The sequence below is a fragment of the Pararhizobium sp. O133 genome (genome assembly GCF_051669845.1).
Taxonomy (GTDB): Bacteria; Pseudomonadota; Alphaproteobacteria; order Rhizobiales; family Rhizobiaceae; genus Pararhizobium.
Genome location: NZ_CP196426.1, coordinates 151,176 through 166,226, shown reverse-complemented (window position 1 = coordinate 166,226; position 15,051 = coordinate 151,176). Strand labels below are relative to the sequence as shown.

At 60.5% G+C, this 15,051-nt stretch carries 17 protein-coding genes; 10 read left to right on the top strand and 7 right to left on the bottom strand.

Going from position 1 to position 15,051, the window contains the following annotated elements:
• Window positions 1-585: 585 nt before the first annotated feature.
• From ACST81_RS00845 to ACST81_RS00810, 8 genes are all read left to right on the top strand, one after another.
• The gene (locus ACST81_RS00845; protein ID WP_163897404.1) at window positions 586-834 is read left to right on the top strand and encodes a hypothetical protein; all 249 of its coding nucleotides are present in this window, start codon (window positions 586-588) and stop codon (window positions 832-834) included.
• On the top strand, window positions 831-1,118 hold the full coding sequence (locus tag ACST81_RS00840) for a DUF1488 family protein (protein ID WP_438750913.1): 288 nt from the start codon (window positions 831-833) through the stop codon (window positions 1,116-1,118). The genes ACST81_RS00845 and ACST81_RS00840 overlap by 4 nt, the downstream gene beginning before the upstream one ends.
• A gap of 119 nt (window positions 1,119-1,237) precedes the next feature.
• A complete protein-coding gene (locus tag ACST81_RS00835) occupies window positions 1,238-1,540 on the top strand; it encodes a hypothetical protein (RefSeq protein ID WP_163897408.1) in 303 nt (100 codons plus the stop codon).
• Window positions 1,541-1,787: 247 nt separating this feature from the next.
• The gene (locus ACST81_RS00830; RefSeq protein WP_163897410.1) at window positions 1,788-2,066 is read left to right on the top strand and encodes a hypothetical protein; all 279 of its coding nucleotides are present in this window, start codon (window positions 1,788-1,790) and stop codon (window positions 2,064-2,066) included.
• 15 nt (window positions 2,067-2,081) lie between these two features.
• Window positions 2,082-2,285, top strand: coding sequence for a hypothetical protein (locus tag ACST81_RS00825; RefSeq protein ID WP_163897411.1), 204 nt, complete (start codon window positions 2,082-2,084; stop codon window positions 2,283-2,285).
• A gap of 97 nt (window positions 2,286-2,382) precedes the next feature.
• Window positions 2,383-4,662: a glycosyltransferase gene (locus ACST81_RS00820; RefSeq protein ID WP_438750912.1), complete on the top strand. Its 2,280-nt coding sequence runs from the start codon at window positions 2,383-2,385 to the stop codon at window positions 4,660-4,662.
• 38 nt (window positions 4,663-4,700) lie between these two features.
• Window positions 4,701-6,014 (top strand): glycoside hydrolase family 130 protein, encoded by a 1,314-nt coding sequence (locus ACST81_RS00815; protein WP_163897518.1) that lies wholly within the window; start codon window positions 4,701-4,703, stop codon window positions 6,012-6,014.
• A 40-nt stretch (window positions 6,015-6,054) separates the two neighbouring features.
• Entirely contained in the window at window positions 6,055-7,188 is a 1,134-nt protein-coding gene (locus ACST81_RS00810) for an AGE family epimerase/isomerase (RefSeq protein WP_438750911.1), read from the top strand.
• A gap of 307 nt (window positions 7,189-7,495) precedes the next feature.
• Here ACST81_RS00810 and pheT read toward each other — a convergent pair whose 3' ends face one another.
• From pheT to infC, 7 genes are all read right to left on the bottom strand, one after another.
• The gene (gene pheT, locus ACST81_RS00805; RefSeq protein ID WP_438750910.1) at window positions 7,496-9,922 is read right to left on the bottom strand and encodes a phenylalanine--tRNA ligase subunit beta; all 2,427 of its coding nucleotides are present in this window, start codon (window positions 9,920-9,922) and stop codon (window positions 7,496-7,498) included.
• An 82-nt stretch (window positions 9,923-10,004) separates the two neighbouring features.
• Window positions 10,005-10,283, bottom strand: coding sequence for a DUF2442 domain-containing protein (locus tag ACST81_RS00800; protein ID WP_438750909.1), 279 nt, complete (start codon window positions 10,281-10,283; stop codon window positions 10,005-10,007).
• A complete protein-coding gene (locus ACST81_RS00795; protein ID WP_438750908.1) occupies window positions 10,267-10,500 on the bottom strand; it encodes a DUF4160 domain-containing protein in 234 nt (77 codons plus the stop codon). The genes ACST81_RS00800 and ACST81_RS00795 overlap by 17 nt, the downstream gene beginning before the upstream one ends.
• Before the next feature lie 4 nt (window positions 10,501-10,504).
• Window positions 10,505-11,590: a phenylalanine--tRNA ligase subunit alpha gene (pheS, locus tag ACST81_RS00790; protein ID WP_438750907.1), complete on the bottom strand. Its 1,086-nt coding sequence runs from the start codon at window positions 11,588-11,590 to the stop codon at window positions 10,505-10,507.
• A 105-nt stretch (window positions 11,591-11,695) separates the two neighbouring features.
• Window positions 11,696-12,100 carry a 50S ribosomal protein L20 gene (rplT, locus tag ACST81_RS00785; protein ID WP_438750906.1) on the bottom strand — a complete coding sequence of 135 codons (405 nt, stop codon included), beginning with the start codon at window positions 12,098-12,100 and terminating at the stop codon, window positions 11,696-11,698.
• A 36-nt stretch (window positions 12,101-12,136) separates the two neighbouring features.
• Window positions 12,137-12,340, bottom strand: a complete 204-nt coding sequence (gene rpmI / locus ACST81_RS00780; protein ID WP_054151415.1) for a 50S ribosomal protein L35 — start codon at window positions 12,338-12,340, stop codon at window positions 12,137-12,139.
• Window positions 12,341-12,565: 225 nt separating this feature from the next.
• Entirely contained in the window at window positions 12,566-13,102 is a 537-nt protein-coding gene (infC, locus tag ACST81_RS00775; RefSeq protein WP_438753312.1) for a translation initiation factor IF-3, read from the bottom strand.
• A 219-nt stretch (window positions 13,103-13,321) separates the two neighbouring features.
• On the opposite strand from infC, the gene ACST81_RS00770 reads away from it, so the two are divergent.
• Both ACST81_RS00770 and ACST81_RS00765 read left to right on the top strand, forming a co-directional pair.
• Window positions 13,322-14,125: an alpha/beta hydrolase gene (locus ACST81_RS00770; RefSeq protein ID WP_438750905.1), complete on the top strand. Its 804-nt coding sequence runs from the start codon at window positions 13,322-13,324 to the stop codon at window positions 14,123-14,125.
• Between the two features lie 241 nt (window positions 14,126-14,366).
• Window positions 14,367-14,987 carry a transglutaminase-like cysteine peptidase gene (locus ACST81_RS00765; RefSeq protein WP_438750904.1) on the top strand — a complete coding sequence of 207 codons (621 nt, stop codon included), beginning with the start codon at window positions 14,367-14,369 and terminating at the stop codon, window positions 14,985-14,987.
• The last annotated feature ends 64 nt before the right edge of the window (window positions 14,988-15,051 follow it).

The window sequence follows — 15,051 nt, the reverse complement described above, 5'->3', positions numbered from 1 at the left end:
CTTTGCAAGGTGACCAAATTAGCCGCAATAAAGCGGGAGGCGAAAGAGGCGTGATTCCCGATTGTCATCTTCCTGACCAAATCAGAGATTCCGTCACTCACCTAGAGGCAACTTTGCGCCTTCATATCGGCCATTGAAGGTGGTTGGTTGGATATCCGAAAGCAGTCGGTCCGCTGCCCGGTCAGCAAAGCGCCGCGAGCCCGCGTGGATATGTCGTTGTGCACTGGCTTTGAGCTGACGTGAACATGGCTCTAGAGCGGCAATTATTCCGAATTCACGCTAGCGCAGGAGTTTGGATCACGACGACAGATTTCGTTGATTGCTATAGCCGCCTCTCAGGTCAAAGAAATGCCACAGCAAGCCATCCCTTCGTTGAAGGCAGCCATTGAGAAGACTTTATGGCGGAGAGCGACGCGTGGCGCTGAACACATGATGACGGCGTCTCCGGTCACGCCCTATGGATGTTTTCGAGGGGGTCTTGCAAGTTTTGATAAGCGGGCCCATATTCATTGAAGTGGCAGCCATTGAACGGGCACTGCCACTTTCTGGGCGGCACGCACCCTGGCCCCAAAAAAGGAGGACATCATGTCTTCCGACCTTCATCAGCCGATTGGCAGCTTCGACATCAGCATCATCAGAAACGCACTCCGGCATGCCGGGTTTCGCTATGAAGAACCACTCTGCGAGCTGGACCGTGGCGCGGCGCGCCATGCGATGACGCTTTATCAGAAGGGCGTCCGCTGCTCCGGCGATCTGATTCCCGCCGTGAACCTCTGGGTAGACAAGGCTGTCCTCGCACGGCTGAAGAGCAGCAGTCGGGTCGCGAGCCTGTGACCCTTTCCTTCCCCAATCCGACCCGCACCTATGACGAGACCCGCGGTCTCATTCGTTTCATCGGGCATGACGGCTTGAACCAGGTTCTGTTTCTCTTGCCTGTCGCCGTGTTTGATCGCGAGGGCGCCCCCGGACGCCGGAAGGAACGCGACTATCTCTTGGCATTCGATCGCCTTCGGGAGCGCATCCTGACAACAGCGAGGCAAGCCTATCAGTCTCGGCGACGACAGACGATCGAACTCGATCTCAGTGCATTCGGGTCGTCCCTCCAGTCGGCGACCTGACGACACCAAACACAGCGCTTGGCGAACTCGGAAGAGGAACAGGTCATGATTGATCGTGAGCAATCCACTGCAGTGATCGTTGATGACGATCGCCTTGGGCAGACACCTGGCCTTCGACCATGCTGAAGAACGATCCTCCAGAGCGTGAGCGAAAGCTGGCTGATCAGGCGCTCCTGCGTGCGCTGCTCTGCCGCTCAAGCTACTCGAGCGCGGGTCTCGGGGCGCAGTCAGGTGGCAACTATGCAAGGGAAATCGCGATCATCGATCACCTTCGCAAGGGAATGGTCATGAGCGATATGCACGTAGCCGTCTGGGAGAAGGTCGCTTTCAGTCACGCTGCGGCGCTGTTGCGATGGGAAGGCGAGGGTGGAAGTCCGTCGGGTCGCGATCAGACCGTTGCGTCCGAGAAGCGGGGCATCTGATGGAGCCTTCGGACAAAGTGATCGTATTGGCCGACATTCGCAAGAAACGGATCGCTTCGGCGACATGCCGACCGAACGTCTTCGAGATCAGGAAAGGGGCTGGGAAGCGGCCGGATTGCAGTATCCATCCCTTCACAGCGCGGCCCGCTGTTCTGCCGAAGTTGGCCTGATCAACACTAAGGTCGCATCTCGATCTGACCTCTACACCGCCACCAAACAACACCGGTCCCCAGCAAAGGAGTCTCCCATGTTTTCGCGAACGAAGACGAGAACCGTGCATTTCGACGCGCCCTTCACCCTGACAGGTCTGGAGGGTGTCCATCCACCCGGCGACTATCAGGTGCAGGATGACGAGGAACAAATCACCGGAATTTCCTGGCTCGCCTATCGGCGCGTGGCAACCATGATCGAAGTCGTCGCCGGCCAGAAGAAGAGCCTGATCCATATCGATCCGTTGGAGCTGGATACCGCTCTGGACATGGATAGGAGCCTGTCCGGCCAGAAAAACCTCAACACAACGCACTGATGATTGGAGATACCCATGCCTTCTCACCGTTTTACCATCGGCCAGATGGTTCGACTTGTGTCCACCAAGGGTTTGTCGCCGGCTGCTGCCTTCACCTACACGATTGAGGCACCCATGCCGGCCTATCAGAACAGCCCGCAGTATCGGCTCTGGAATGCCGAACTCCGCCAAGGGCGCGTCGCTCTGGAGCGTGATCTGGAGGCTATCGGATCCGCGTGATCCGGATGCCTATTCTCATGAATCAACCATGCGGCCGCGCTGCGCGTCCCTGGCCAATTTGGCGAGACCTCGCCACCATGTTCTGGAGGGAACGCAGATGAGCAGACCGGCACGTATCGCATTCATCGGCAATTCTCTTCCGCGCCAATGCGGGATAGCGACCTTTACCGGCGACATCTCTCAGGCCCTGATGGACGGGGTCGAACCCGTCCAGACCAGCATCGTCGCCGTGACGGATGCCAGGCAGAGCTACGCCTATCCTGACGACGTGATCTTCGAGATCCGCGAGGAGGAAGTCGAAGACTATGTGACGGCCGCGCGGGTCCTGAATGAAGGCCGGTTCGATGTGGTTTCGCTGCAGCACGAATTCGGCATTTTCGGCGGTCCGGACGGCGAACATATCCTCGCGCTTTTGGAAAACCTGCGCATTCCGCTCGTTACCACCTGCCACACCATCCTTGCCGAACCGACACTGTCTCAACACCGGGTCCTTCAAAAGGTCGCGGCCCAGTCCAGCCGTGTCGTCGTCATGGCGGAGAAGGGACGCACGCTGCTGACGGAAATCTATGGCGTGGCTCCCCAGAAGATCGACGTCATCGCCCATGGCATACCCGATCGGCCCTTTCATGATCCGGACCTTGCCAAGATTGAGCGCGGTTACGCCGGCAGGCCCATCATCCTGACATTTGGTCTCCTCTCTCCCAACAAGGGTATCGAGGTGGTCATCGATGCCATGCCCGCCATTCTCAAGGAGAGCCCCGAGGCCCTTTATATCGTTCTCGGCGCCACGCACCCGACGCTTCTGCGTCAGCAGGGCGAGGCCTATCGTGACAGTCTGCGCCAGCGCACCGAGCGGCTGGGCGTCGATCATGCGGTGCAGTTTCTCAATCGTTTCGTCGATCTGCCGACGCTTCTCGACTTCATTGCCATGTGCGACGTCTATGTGACGCCCTATCTGGACGAGGCGCAGATGACGTCGGGAACGCTGTCCTACAGTTTCGGAATGGGCAGTGCTGTGGTTTCGACGCCTTACTGGCACGCCTGTGATCTCTTGGGCGACGGCCGCGGCGTGTTGGTCCCTTTTGGGGATGCGCCGGCGACGGCGAACGCAATCGCGACCTTGCTTGGCGATGACGAGGCCAGGATGGCGATGCGCAAGAGGGCCTACGAGGCCGGCCGCGCAATGATCTGGTCGCATGTCGCCACGCTCTATCTCGACAGCATGACGAAGGCGCGCACCGCCTATCGGCCCAAGCTCGTCAGCGACCTGATCTCCCTGCGGATCAAGCGCCCACCGCAGCAGACAGCTTTGAAGCTTGGCCATCTGCACACGATGTGCGACGACACGGGCATCATCCAGCATGCGGTGTTCTCCGTGCCGGACAGGTCGCATGGCTATTGCGTCGATGACAACGCGCGAGCCCTGCTTCTGTCCTCGCTCCTGTCGGCCGTCGGCGAGACGGGCATAGCGGACAGGATGACAGCCTCCTTCGCAGCCTTCGTCGAACACGCCTGGAACCCGGATACAGGCCGGTTCCGAAACTTCATGAGCTATGACCGCCGTTGGCTCGAAGACAAGGGCTCCGAAGACAGCCATGGGCGAACCCTCTGGGCGCTCGGTGCCTGCGCCCTGTCCGATACGGATGCACCACGCCGCCGATGGGCGAGTGCCCTCTTTACCCAGGCGATGTCCGTCACGCTCGACTTTCGTTCCCCGCGCGCCTGGGCTTTCACGCTTCTCGGCCTCAACGATTACTGCAAAGCCAATCCTCAAGACGCCCAAGCGCGCATGCTGCGCCTTCGTCATGCCGACAGTCTGATGGACCTGGACCGTCGTGTGTCGAAGAGCGGGCGCCGCTGGTTTGAGGAGGGACTATCCTATGAAAATGCCCGCCTGAGCCAGGCGTTGATCATGACCGGCATCGCGACGAAGGTGCCGGCCTTCGTCGAGACTGGCGTTGCAACGCTGGAATGGCTGATGACCCAGCAGACAGGGGAGAAGGGCAATTTCCGCGCTATCGGAACCGATGGCTTCTTCGAGGTCGGACAGCCACCCAGGCTCTTCGACCAACAGCCGGTCGAGGCGACGGCAACCGTGGCCGCCTGTCTTGCGGCTTACGAGGCGACCTCGGACAGGAGCTGGATCGAGGCCGCGCACAGGGCCTTCGACTGGTTCACGGGAAGCAATGATCACGGCGTCTCCCTCGTCGACCCGGAAACGGGCAGTTGCCGCGACGGCCTGCATGTGGATCGCCCCAACGAGAACCGGGGAGCCGAATCCGTGCTCTGCTACCTGATCTCCTGCGTGGAGCTTGGTCGCGTCAATCAGATGCTGCGACCGATACCTCCAAGGGTCAGCGCCCGGCAATTGTCATGAGCGGTCCCACCCCCAGTAAGAACTTCGAAAGATCAACATTGCCCCGGTCCAGCCTTCTCAATCGGCAGGCCCTCTATCTGAGGCCCGATCCGACGCGCGTTATCGTGCGACCTTTCAAGCCGTCGACCGAACCTCGACATCTCAATCCACGCGACAAGTCGCGGGCGAATGAAATCGTCGATCGCGTCTTGTCGCTGGACCCGACGGCGACGGCCAATCAACTGCGCGACATCCTCGCCAATTTCGATGGCAGGCACCGCAACCTGCTGCGCCAGTTCGAACTGCGGGCGGACGCGATGGAGGATGCTTTTCAGCACCACCAGCGCTTCAGCCAGCAGCAAAGACAGTTGGTCGGCGCCTATTTCATGAACGAGTATTCCTTCGAGTCCGCCGCTCTATTCAATCCGAGCATCGTGTCGCATCCGGATCAGTCCGGTGTAGCTGAAGGGAGCCGTCGGCTCATCATCAGCTTGAGGGCCGTGGGAGAGGGACACATCTCCTCGCTCACCTTCCGCTCGGGCGTGATCGACGCGGAGGGGGACGTCACCATTGATGCGCCGACGCAACTGGCAGGTCTGCCGGAAATCCATGCAAGTGACGGACTGGCGCCCGCCGGCTGCATCGGGATCAGTTTCAAGGACGAAAGCGATCTCAGCGAACGGGTCATCTTTCCAGTGACCGAGGCGCAATCGAACGGCATCGAAGATGCCCGTTTCGTCGCCTTCGACGACGACGGCAAAACGATCTACTTCGCCACCTACACCGCCTATAGCGGCTCATCCATCCGCTCGGAGCTTCTGGAGACGACGGACTTCCTGAACTTCACCCTGACGCCGCTGCGGGGACCCGCCGCCCGCAACAAGGGCATGGCGCTCTTTCCCCGTCGCATCGATGGCCGCTACGCGATGATCGCCCGGCAGGACAGCGAAAACCTCTTTCTGCTCTATTCCGACGACTTGCATCAATGGGAGGAAGGACGGCTCCTGATGAAGCCGGAATTCGCCTGGCAGTTCGTCCAGATTGGCAATTGCGGCTCGCCCGTTGAAATCGACGAGGGATGGCTGCTGTTCACCCATGGCGTCGGCCCGATGCGCCGATATGCGATCGGGGTGACGTTGCTCGACAAGCACGATCCGGGCATCATCCTATCGCGCACGGTCGAACCCTTGCTGCAGCCCGAACCAACGGAGCGCGCGGGCTATGTGCCGAACGTCGTTTATTCCTGCGGTGCCATGCGGCATGGCGATCTGATCGCGCTGCCATATGCCGTCTCGGATACATATTCCAACTTCACCACGATCAAGATCAGCAGGCTTCTCGAAACAATGCATCCCATCGGGGCAGCCTTGTGAATGCGGACAGTGGGTCGGTCGTCCCACCAGGCGATCAGCCATGAGCGTCCAGCAACTGAAACGCGTCTTCCTCGAGGAAATTCTGCCTACCTGGAGCAAATCGGGTTTCGACGACGGCTGCGGCCAATTCATTGAATACATGGAGCTGGATGGATCGCCTCAGAAGGCAGGTGAGGTGCGGACCAGAACTGTCGCCCGCCAGATTTATGTTCACGCCCATGCGGCCCATCTCGGCGTTGCCCCCGCGGGTTCGCTCGCCATGGCAGAGCGGGCCTTCGCCAACCTGCACCGCGTCGCCTGGGTCGGCGGGAGACGCGGCGGCTACGCGAGAAGTTTCCACCGTCATACCGAGCGCATTACTGATCCGGTTCGTGATCTCTACGACAATGCCTGCGTGCTCCTCGCTCTCTCCTGGCTGCTGACGGCGACCGGCAAGGACGGCTACAGGCATCAGATCGACCAGACGATCCTGGCGATCGACAGGACCCTTGCAGACCCCTTCGGCGGCTGGGCCGAAGACAGCGATGGCACCCTGCCTCGTCGCCAGAACCCGCACATGCATTACCTCGAAGCGACACTGGCCTTGTGCGAGAACAATCGGACCCCCAAGCATATGAGGTCGGAAAGCAATGCCTTCGCACTCTTGCGATCGCATTTTCTTGTCGCACCGAATGGGCCGCTTCACGAATTTTTCGGCCCCCACTGGGAACTAGCCGAGCGATACGGATCCGATCGGCTGGAGCCAGGCCATATGTGCGAGTGGGTCTGGTTGGCGACCCGTCATGATAATCTCGCGCGCAGCGATAATACCAAGATATGCTTGGACCTGTTCTCGACCGCGCTGGCCGTAGGGCGCACGCCGGGCTCGCTTTTCCTGGTCGATACCGTTTCGGCAGATAAGCCTATCAGCCCTTCGCGGCGTCTGTGGCCCCAGGTGGAGATGCTCAAGGCTTCCATGGCGCTCCATGAACGACTTGGCTTTCCGGGATATCGGACAGAGGCAGACGACGTCGCCTCCGCGATCCTTGCCGGGTACATGACAGGCGTGCCGCATGGCTGCTGGCATGACTGTCTTGACCTCAACGAGGTGCCGACGGCCCGCACGATCCCGGCTAGCTCCCTCTATCACCTCTGGACGGCGGTTGCGGATTCACTGTCAACGTGCTCCACCTGAAACGTAGAATGCTGAACAGTAGGTGGTGTGGTCTGACTTCTAGAGTCTGGATGGGCGAGCTCAACCGTGACGACGAAGAACCCTTCTGTCAGATTTAGGCCGAGATCGACCAAGCCGCCAGACTTTTAAATGTCGGCTCCAGCTTGCGGCACCCCAACTTCAGACAGTCCGCTTCCGGCGCCAAATCGGCCATTGTGATCCGGTGTAGGGCGTCCGCGTTTTCACAGCCGTATCAATCGCCAAAATACCAGAGGTTGATCTTGCAGCCACCGAGAGAGGCCAATCGCCCCTCCCGATGCTCACACCATTACGCCCGCAAGACCCCGCCCGTATTCTTCGTCACATTGGCGATGATCTTGGCGGTCAGGGCTTCGAAGTCCTCGTCGGTCAGGGTGCGGTCGGCGGGCTGGATGACGACTTCGATGGCGATGGATTTCTTGCCTTCGCCGAGTGCCACGCCTTCGAAAATGTCGAAGACGTTGACGCCGGTGACCAGTTTGCGGTCGGCGCTGCCGGCGGCTTTCAGGATGGCGCCGGCTTCGACCGACTTGTCGACCACGAAGGCGAAGTCGCGCTTGACGGCCTGGAAGGGGGAGAGGTCCAGCGCGGGTTTGGTGCGGGTGGCTTTCTTCTTCGGCTCGGGCATGGCGTCGAGATAGATTTCGAAGCCGGCCAATGCGCCGGAGACGTCGAGCGCTTCGAGCGTCTTTGGGTGGAATTCGCCGAAGGTGCCGAGAACGATCTTCGGGCCGAGCTTGATCGTGCCCGAGCGGCCGGGATGATACCAGGACGGGCCGCCGGCCTCGAACTGGACATTGCCCATCGGCACGCCGCAGGCTTCCAGAACCGCGATGGCGTCGGCCTTGGCGTCGAACACATCGACCGCCTTGCCGCCGCCCTTCACCGCATTCGACCAGGACCGGCCGGCGCCAGCCAGCGAGGCGGTGCCGCGGCGGATGCCGCCCGCCACGCGCCGCTGGCCGGCCGGCGTATCGTTTTCATAGGTGCCGGAGACCTCGAAGATCGCCACGTCGCCAAAACCCTTGTCGGCATTGCGCTGGGCGGCGGTCAAAAGGCCCGGCAGCAGCGAGGGGCGCATGTCGGACATGTCGGCGGCGATCGGGTTTGCCAGCGACAGGGACGGTGCGCCACCGCCGAACAGTTCGGCCTGCGCCTTCGAGATGAACGACCAGGTGACGGCTTCCAGCATGCCGCGCGAGGCGAGCGCACGCTTGGCAAGGCGGGTGCGGATCTGCAGCGTCGTCAGGATCTTGCCGTTGACGGCGCCGAGGTTTTCGATTGGCTGCGGCTTGATCTTGTCGACGCCATGGATGCGCATGACCTCTTCGACCAGATCGGCCTTGCCATCGACATCGGGACGCCAAGAGGGAACCGAGACGGAGACTTGGCTGCCGGAGCCCGCGACGCCGAAGCCGAGGCCCTTCAGGATCGCAACGCTTTCTTCCGGGCTGACCTCGAGGCCGGTGAGGCGCTTGACCTCGGAGATCGGGAAATCGACGGTCCTGGCAGAGTAGCCGGCATAGCCGACGACATCGGTTTTCGCTGCCGTGCCGCCGCAGATGTCGACGATCAGCTGGGTGGCGCGATCGAGGCCGGCGACCATGTATTCCGGATCGACGCCGCGCTCGAAGCGATAGCGCGCATCGGTGATGATGCCGAGCGTGCGGCCCGACTTGGCGATGTTCATCGGATCCCAGAGCGCTGATTCGACCAGCACGTCGACGGTGTTCTCGTCGCAACCGGAATGTTCGCCGCCCATGATGCCGCCGATCGACTCGATGCCGTTCTCATCGGAAATCACGACGTTAGCCGGCGAAAGCGTGTATTCGCGGGTATCGAGCGCCAGAACCTTTTCGCCCTCGACGGCGCGGCGGACAGTCAGGTTGCCCTTGACCTTGCCGGCGTCGAAGACGTGCAGCGGGCGGCCCTGGTCGAAGGTCATGTAATTGGTGACATCGACCAGTGCGTTGATCGGACGAAGGCCGATGGCGATGAGGCGCTGCTGCATCCATTTCGGGCTCGGGCCGTTCTTGACGCCGCGCACGAGGCGAAGGGCAAAACCCGGGCAGAGATGCGTGTCAGCGCCGAGGTCGAGCTTGACCTTGGTGGTCGTCTCGCCTTCGACCGTGAAGCTCGGTTGCGGCTGTGCCTTGAGCCGGCCGAGGCCGGAGGCGGCGAGATCGCGGGCAATGCCGTGGATCGAGGTGCAGTCCGGACGGTTCGGCGTCAGGTTGATCTCGATCATCGGATCGTCGAGGCCGGCATAGGAAGCGAAGCTGGCGCCGACGGGCGCATCGTCCGGCAGGTCGATAATGCCGTCGTGATTGTCCGACATCTGTAGCTCTTTTTCCGAGCACATCATGCCGCGGCTTTCGACGCCACGGATGGTGCCGACGGCGAGCGTCACGTCGATGCCGGGAACGTAGGAGCCGGGGGCGGCAAAGGCGCCGACGAGGCCGGCGCGCGCATTCGGCGCACCGCAGACAACCTGCACGGGGGCGCCGGCGCCGGTATCGACCATCAGCACCTTGAGCTTGTCGGCCTGCGGGTGCTTTTCGGCCGAGACGACCTTGGCGATGACGAACGGCTTGAACGCCGCCTTGTCGTCGACATCCTCGACCTCCAGCCCGATCGCCGTCAGGCGCTCGCAGATCTGTTCAAGGGTGGCATCCGTTTCCAGATGGTCTTTCAGCCAGGAGAGTGTGAATTTCATGATTTCTTCTCAAATTAAGCTATTTGGTACAAGCTTTGCAGCGTCGTCGATGGATAGGTTTTTGAGCCGCCGCCGGGAATCGTCAGGCAGCCTTCACAGGCGCACGTGCGCCGGGAGCCTTCCGGCCCTTCAGCATCCCATCGATTGAAAGATCCTCGTCAATTTCAGGCCAGTGAACACCGGCAAGCATCAATTCGACAGTATTTCGCTGGGCGGGGGTTGCGTTCAAAAGTCGGGGATACCACCAGATTGGTGTCGATACATGTCTGCCATCCGCCAGCCGAACATGCAGTTCATGCAAGTCACACCAGACTTCGACCGGGCGCTCGCTGTCGGGATATGCATCATCCGAAGTAGTCATGCCATGCCTCCAGCATCTGTTCTTTGTGTTCTTCTACGACCTGCAATATACGTGCGATGTCGCGTTGGCTGAAGCCCTTCGACTGTGCGAGCATCAAATTCGTCAACCAAACTTTAGCTTCGCCGCCACTCCCATCCACATGAATATGCGGCGGCTCGTGCCCGTCGCCCGAATAGAAGTGGAAGCGGTAGCCGTATTTGCGCAGGACCGTCGGCATATCGCTACGCGCTCAAACCGCCAAACAAGGTCGGCATGTCGAGCGGCCTGAAGCCGTAATGGCTCATCCAGCGCACATCGGCGTCGAAGAAGTTGCGCAGATCCGGCATGCCGTATTTCAGCATGGCGATGCGGTCCAGCCCCATGCCCCAGGCAAAGCCCTGGTAGACATCGGGATCGAGGCCGCCGGCGCGCAGAACGTTCGGATGCACCATGCCGCAGCCGAGGATTTCCATCCAGTCGGAGCCTTCACCGAACTTGACGATCGGACCGGACGAGCGGTCGCACTGGATATCGACCTCGAAAGATGGCTCGGTGAAGGGGAAGAAGGACGGGCGGAAACGCATCCTCACATGATCGACCTCGAAGAAGGTCTTGCAGAACTCTTCGAGGATCCAGCGCATGTTGGCGACGTTCGACTTGGTATCGACGACCAGGCCCTCGACCTGGTGGAACATCGGCGAGTGCGTGGCGTCCGAATCCTGGCGATAGGTCTTGCCGGGGATAATGATGCGGATCGGCGGCTTCTGGGCCTCCATTGTGCGCACCTGAACGGGCGACGTATGGGTGCGCAGAACCTTGCGCTCGCCGTTTGCGTCCGGATTGAAGAAGAACGTGTCGTGCATTTCGCGCGCCGGGTGGCCTTCGGGGAAGTTCAGCGCGGTGAAGTTATAATAGTCGGTCTCGATATCCGGGCCTTCGGCGATCGAGAAGCCCATGTCGGCGAAGATCGCGGTGATCTCGTCGATGATCTGGCTGATCGGATGGATGCGGCCGCGCTCGGCGGGCGAGGAACGCACCGGCAGCGAAATATCGACGGTCTCGCGGGCCAGGCGCTCGGCGATGGCGGCGTCCTTCAGGTCGGATTTGCGGGCGGTGATGGCGGCAAAGACATCGGTCTTCAGCGCGTTGATCGCAGCACCCCGTGTCTGGCGCTCCTCGGGCGACATGGTGCCGAGTGTTTTGAGGAGCTCGGAGATCGAGCCCTTCTTGCCGAGCGCATTGACGCGTACGGCTTCGATGGCGGCCTCGTCGTCGGCGCCGGTCACTTCGGCCAGCAGGGTTTCTTTTAGTGCTTCCAGATCGGACATCGCAATATTCCCGGTTCATTGCCGTGATCGGTCAAAGAAAAACCCGCGCCAGCCGTGCCAGCGCGGGTTTCCCAAGTGTTCAGATAGGTTTTGGGAAGCGCTGGTTTACTTGACCGCGCTTTCAAACTCGTTGGTGGTGCCGGCGGTCTTGAGGTATTCAAGCGCCTTCTTGGCAGCGGCGACGAGCGCGCCGAATGCTTCCGGCTCATGGATTGCCATGTCGGACAGAACCTTGCGGTCAACTTCGATGCCGGCCTTGGCCAGGCCATCGATGAAGCGGCCGTAGGTCAGGCCATGTTCGCGGACGGCGGCGTTGATGCGCTGGATCCACAGGGCGCGGAAATTGCGCTTGTTGACCTTGCGGTCGCGGTAGGCGAACTGCTTCGAACGATCCACGGCGGCCTTGGCGGCGCGGATGGTGTTCTTGCGGCGGCCGTAAAAGCCCTTGGCTGCCTTGAGTGTCTTTTTGTGCTTGGCGTGAGCTGCTACGCCGCGTTTTACACGTGCCATGTCATGATCTCCTTAAAATCCAAAAATGCCTAAGTCTCAGAGACCGTTGGGCAGGTAGTTCTTGATGACCTTCTTGCCATCAGGCTCTGCAAGCACCATCGTGCCACGTGCATCGCGAATGAACTTGTTGGAACGCTTGATCATGCCATGGCGCTTGCCGGCGGCAGCTGCCAGGACCTTGCCGGTCGCGGTGATCTTGAACCGCTTCTTGGCAGCAGATTTCGTCTTCATCTTGGGCATTTTGCTACTCCATTTTTCTTGATATCGAGATCGACTGACGAGGTCGTCTCCAGCGTAAAGAACGGCCACGGCATGCCCTGCCGGACCGTTCGGACGGGGGCTTGTAACCGAAGCGCCCCCAAAGCGCAATGGGATTCACGGCAAGGACCGATATTTCCGATTGCTCGGTCACGAAAACGAAAAAGCCGCCAGGCGGCGGCTCCATCGGGTTCCTGAAGCCGGTGCTTATCTCGGCGCCAGTACCATCATCATCTGACGGCCTTCGAGCTTGGGCTCGGCTTCAACCTTGGCGATCGCCACGGTGTCTTCCTTGACCTGGAGCAGGAGCTTCATGCCCAGTTCCTGGTGCGCCATTTCGCGACCGCGGAACTTCAGCGTCACCTTGACCTTGTCGCCCTCTTCAAAGAAGCGGTTCATCGCGCGCATCTTGACGTCATAGTCGTGCGTGTCGATGTTCGGACGCATCTTGATCTCCTTGATCTCGATGATCTTCTGCTTCTTGCGGGCTTCCGCCGCCTTCTTCTGGGTGGAGTATTTCAGCTTGCCCAAGTCAAGGATCTTGCACACCGGCGGTTCAGCGTTCGGCGAGATCTCGACGAGATCGAGACCCTGCTCTTCCGCCATGCGGAGTGCCTGATCGGTGGGAACGCTGCCGTGGTTGACACCTTCGGCGTCGATGAGCTGAACCCGGAGGGACCGGATTTCCTTGTTGGAGCGGGGCCCGTCTTTAACCGGGGCGTCCGTTTTGAACGGTCTGCGAATGGTCGTACTCTCCTCGAGCTGTTACGAATCTGTGCTGTTTGTTGATAGCGCGATTTTCCGGCGAAACGCCGTTCAAATGCCGCTTGATCGTCATGTGTGAATTGCTGCGCGAAAGTCAATAACACAGGTCTTTGTGGAAATCACCACCTGTCGGCCCTCTGGAGAATCTGTTTTAGAAAGAAAAATGGCAACGAACGGTGAAGAAATGGAGAAAAGCTGATGTCATTGTCCGATCCGGACGCGCAACTGGAATATATCGATGTCGGCAAAAGTGAGGAATCGCGGCGTATTGCCATGCGGATCCTGCCGGCCGCGGAAGGCAACACCATGCCAGCGCTCGTCTGGCTCGGCGGATACCGGTCGGACATGGCCGGCACCAAGGCGGTCGAGCTGGAGCGTCATGCGTTGTCAACCGGTGCCGCCTGCATCCGCTTCGACTATTCCGGTCACGGCATCTCCGATGGTGCTTTCGCAGACGGCACGATTTCCCGCTGGCTGGAGGAAAGCCTTGCGGTCATCGACCATACGTCGCCCAAACGCATGGTCCTCGTCGGCTCGTCGATGGGCGGCTGGGTGGCGCTCAGGCTGATCGCCGAATTGCGCGCCCGAGGCGAGGGTGGCCGCGTCGCCGGTCTGGTGCTGATCGCGCCGGCGCCCGACTTCACGTCCGATCTCATCGAGCCCAACCTGACGGATGCGGAGCGCGCCTCGCTTGCCGAACGCGGCTATTTCGAGGAGCCGACACCCTATGGGCCGGACCCGAACATCTTCACCGCCCGGCTGCTCGATGATGGGCGGCGCAACCGCGTGTTGGATGGAATTATCGAAACCGGCTGCCCGGTTCATATCTTGCAAGGTATGGAAGACCCGGACGTCCCCTATCGGCATGCGCTGAAACTGATGGAGCATTTGCCATCCGACGACGTGGTCATGACCCTCATCCGCGATGGCGATCACCGGCTGTCGCGGCCGGAGGATATCGAGCGCATCCTGGCTGCCGTGGCGGCCATGTCCGAAAGCTGAAAAGACAGCAAAATCAGCGGCAAATCACCACTGATGCTGATTTGCCGCGCATTTTAACCATATCTCGCAATCCCTAATTCTGCAGATTGACTTCGTTTCGGGTGCGCTGTTAACTCTTTGTTAACGATTAGAGCAGCGCGGGCAGGGACGGCCCATAAAAAGCTGACGGTCAGACTTCAGATTTTCGCGGGGGTTCGCCGGGAATGATTTCCGGGGAAAGACCGCGCCACAGGGGACGTGTATGGCGCAGTTGACTGGGATCAAGAAAGCGGCCGTTGCTTTGGCTGCTGTTTTCGTATCGGCAAGCGCGGCAATTCCGGCGCCGAATGCAACGGCCCTCTCGATGCAGACGGGCGCCATCACCTCCCAGCCGATCGGCCATTACGAATTCTGCCAGAAGTACCGCGCCGAATGCGAGATCAAGACCAAGTCGATGACCGCGCCGCGCGTCACCGATTTCGGCTGGTCGGTCATTCGCGAGGTCAACCTCGCCACCAACCGCGAAATCACGCCGATGATCGACATGGATCAGTTCGGCAAGGATGAAGTCTGGTCCTATCCGGTTGCTGCCGGCGATTGCGAGGACTTCGTCCTCCTCAAGCGCAAGCGCCTGATGGAAAAGGGCTTCTCGCCGGCCGACCTGCTCATTACCGTCGTACGCAAGCCCGATGGCGAAGGCCATGCCGTGCTGACCGTGCGCACCGCCCAGGGCGATTTCATCCTCGACAACCTCGACAACGAGATCAAGCTCTGGACCAAGACCTCCTATCGCTTCCTGAAGCGCCAGGCCTCGTTCAACACCGGCCGTTGGGTCACCATCGAAAACGGCGCGGAAGTCCTGGTCGGCTCGGTCGGGAACTGAGCAGAGGCGTTGCTTGCCAGTTTGGATGACTGGGCTCCAAATCCTTTGTCATTTCTCTCCGCGC

Bases quoted from the DNA above. Each gene is read 5' to 3' on its own strand.
- ACST81_RS00835 (WP_163897408.1), top strand. From the start codon at position 1,238: ATGCTGAAGAACGATCCTCCAGAGCGTGAGCGAAAGCTGGCTGATCAG.
- ACST81_RS00770 (WP_438750905.1), top strand. From the start codon at position 13,322: ATGTCATTGTCCGATCCGGACGCGCAACTGGAATATATCGATGTCGGC.
- ACST81_RS00820 (WP_438750912.1), top strand. From the start codon at position 2,383: ATGAGCAGACCGGCACGTATCGCATTCATCGGCAATTCTCTTCCGCGC.
- ACST81_RS00830 (WP_163897410.1), top strand. From the start codon at position 1,788: ATGTTTTCGCGAACGAAGACGAGAACCGTGCATTTCGACGCGCCCTTC.
- ACST81_RS00765 (WP_438750904.1), top strand. From the start codon at position 14,367: ATGGCGCAGTTGACTGGGATCAAGAAAGCGGCCGTTGCTTTGGCTGCT.
- ACST81_RS00800 (WP_438750909.1), bottom strand. From the start codon at position 10,283: ATGACTACTTCGGATGATGCATATCCCGACAGCGAGCGCCCGGTCGAA.
- pheS (WP_438750907.1), bottom strand. From the start codon at position 11,590: ATGTCCGATCTGGAAGCACTAAAAGAAACCCTGCTGGCCGAAGTGACC.
- ACST81_RS00810 (WP_438750911.1), top strand. From the start codon at position 6,055: ATGAGCGTCCAGCAACTGAAACGCGTCTTCCTCGAGGAAATTCTGCCT.
- ACST81_RS00825 (WP_163897411.1), top strand. From the start codon at position 2,082: ATGCCTTCTCACCGTTTTACCATCGGCCAGATGGTTCGACTTGTGTCC.
- ACST81_RS00845 (WP_163897404.1), top strand. From the start codon at position 586: ATGTCTTCCGACCTTCATCAGCCGATTGGCAGCTTCGACATCAGCATC.
- rpmI (WP_054151415.1), bottom strand. From the start codon at position 12,340: ATGCCCAAGATGAAGACGAAATCTGCTGCCAAGAAGCGGTTCAAGATC.
- rplT (WP_438750906.1), bottom strand. From the start codon at position 12,100: ATGGCACGTGTAAAACGCGGCGTAGCAGCTCACGCCAAGCACAAAAAG.
- pheT (WP_438750910.1), bottom strand. From the start codon at position 9,922: ATGAAATTCACACTCTCCTGGCTGAAAGACCATCTGGAAACGGATGCC.
- ACST81_RS00795 (WP_438750908.1), bottom strand. From the start codon at position 10,500: ATGCCGACGGTCCTGCGCAAATACGGCTACCGCTTCCACTTCTATTCG.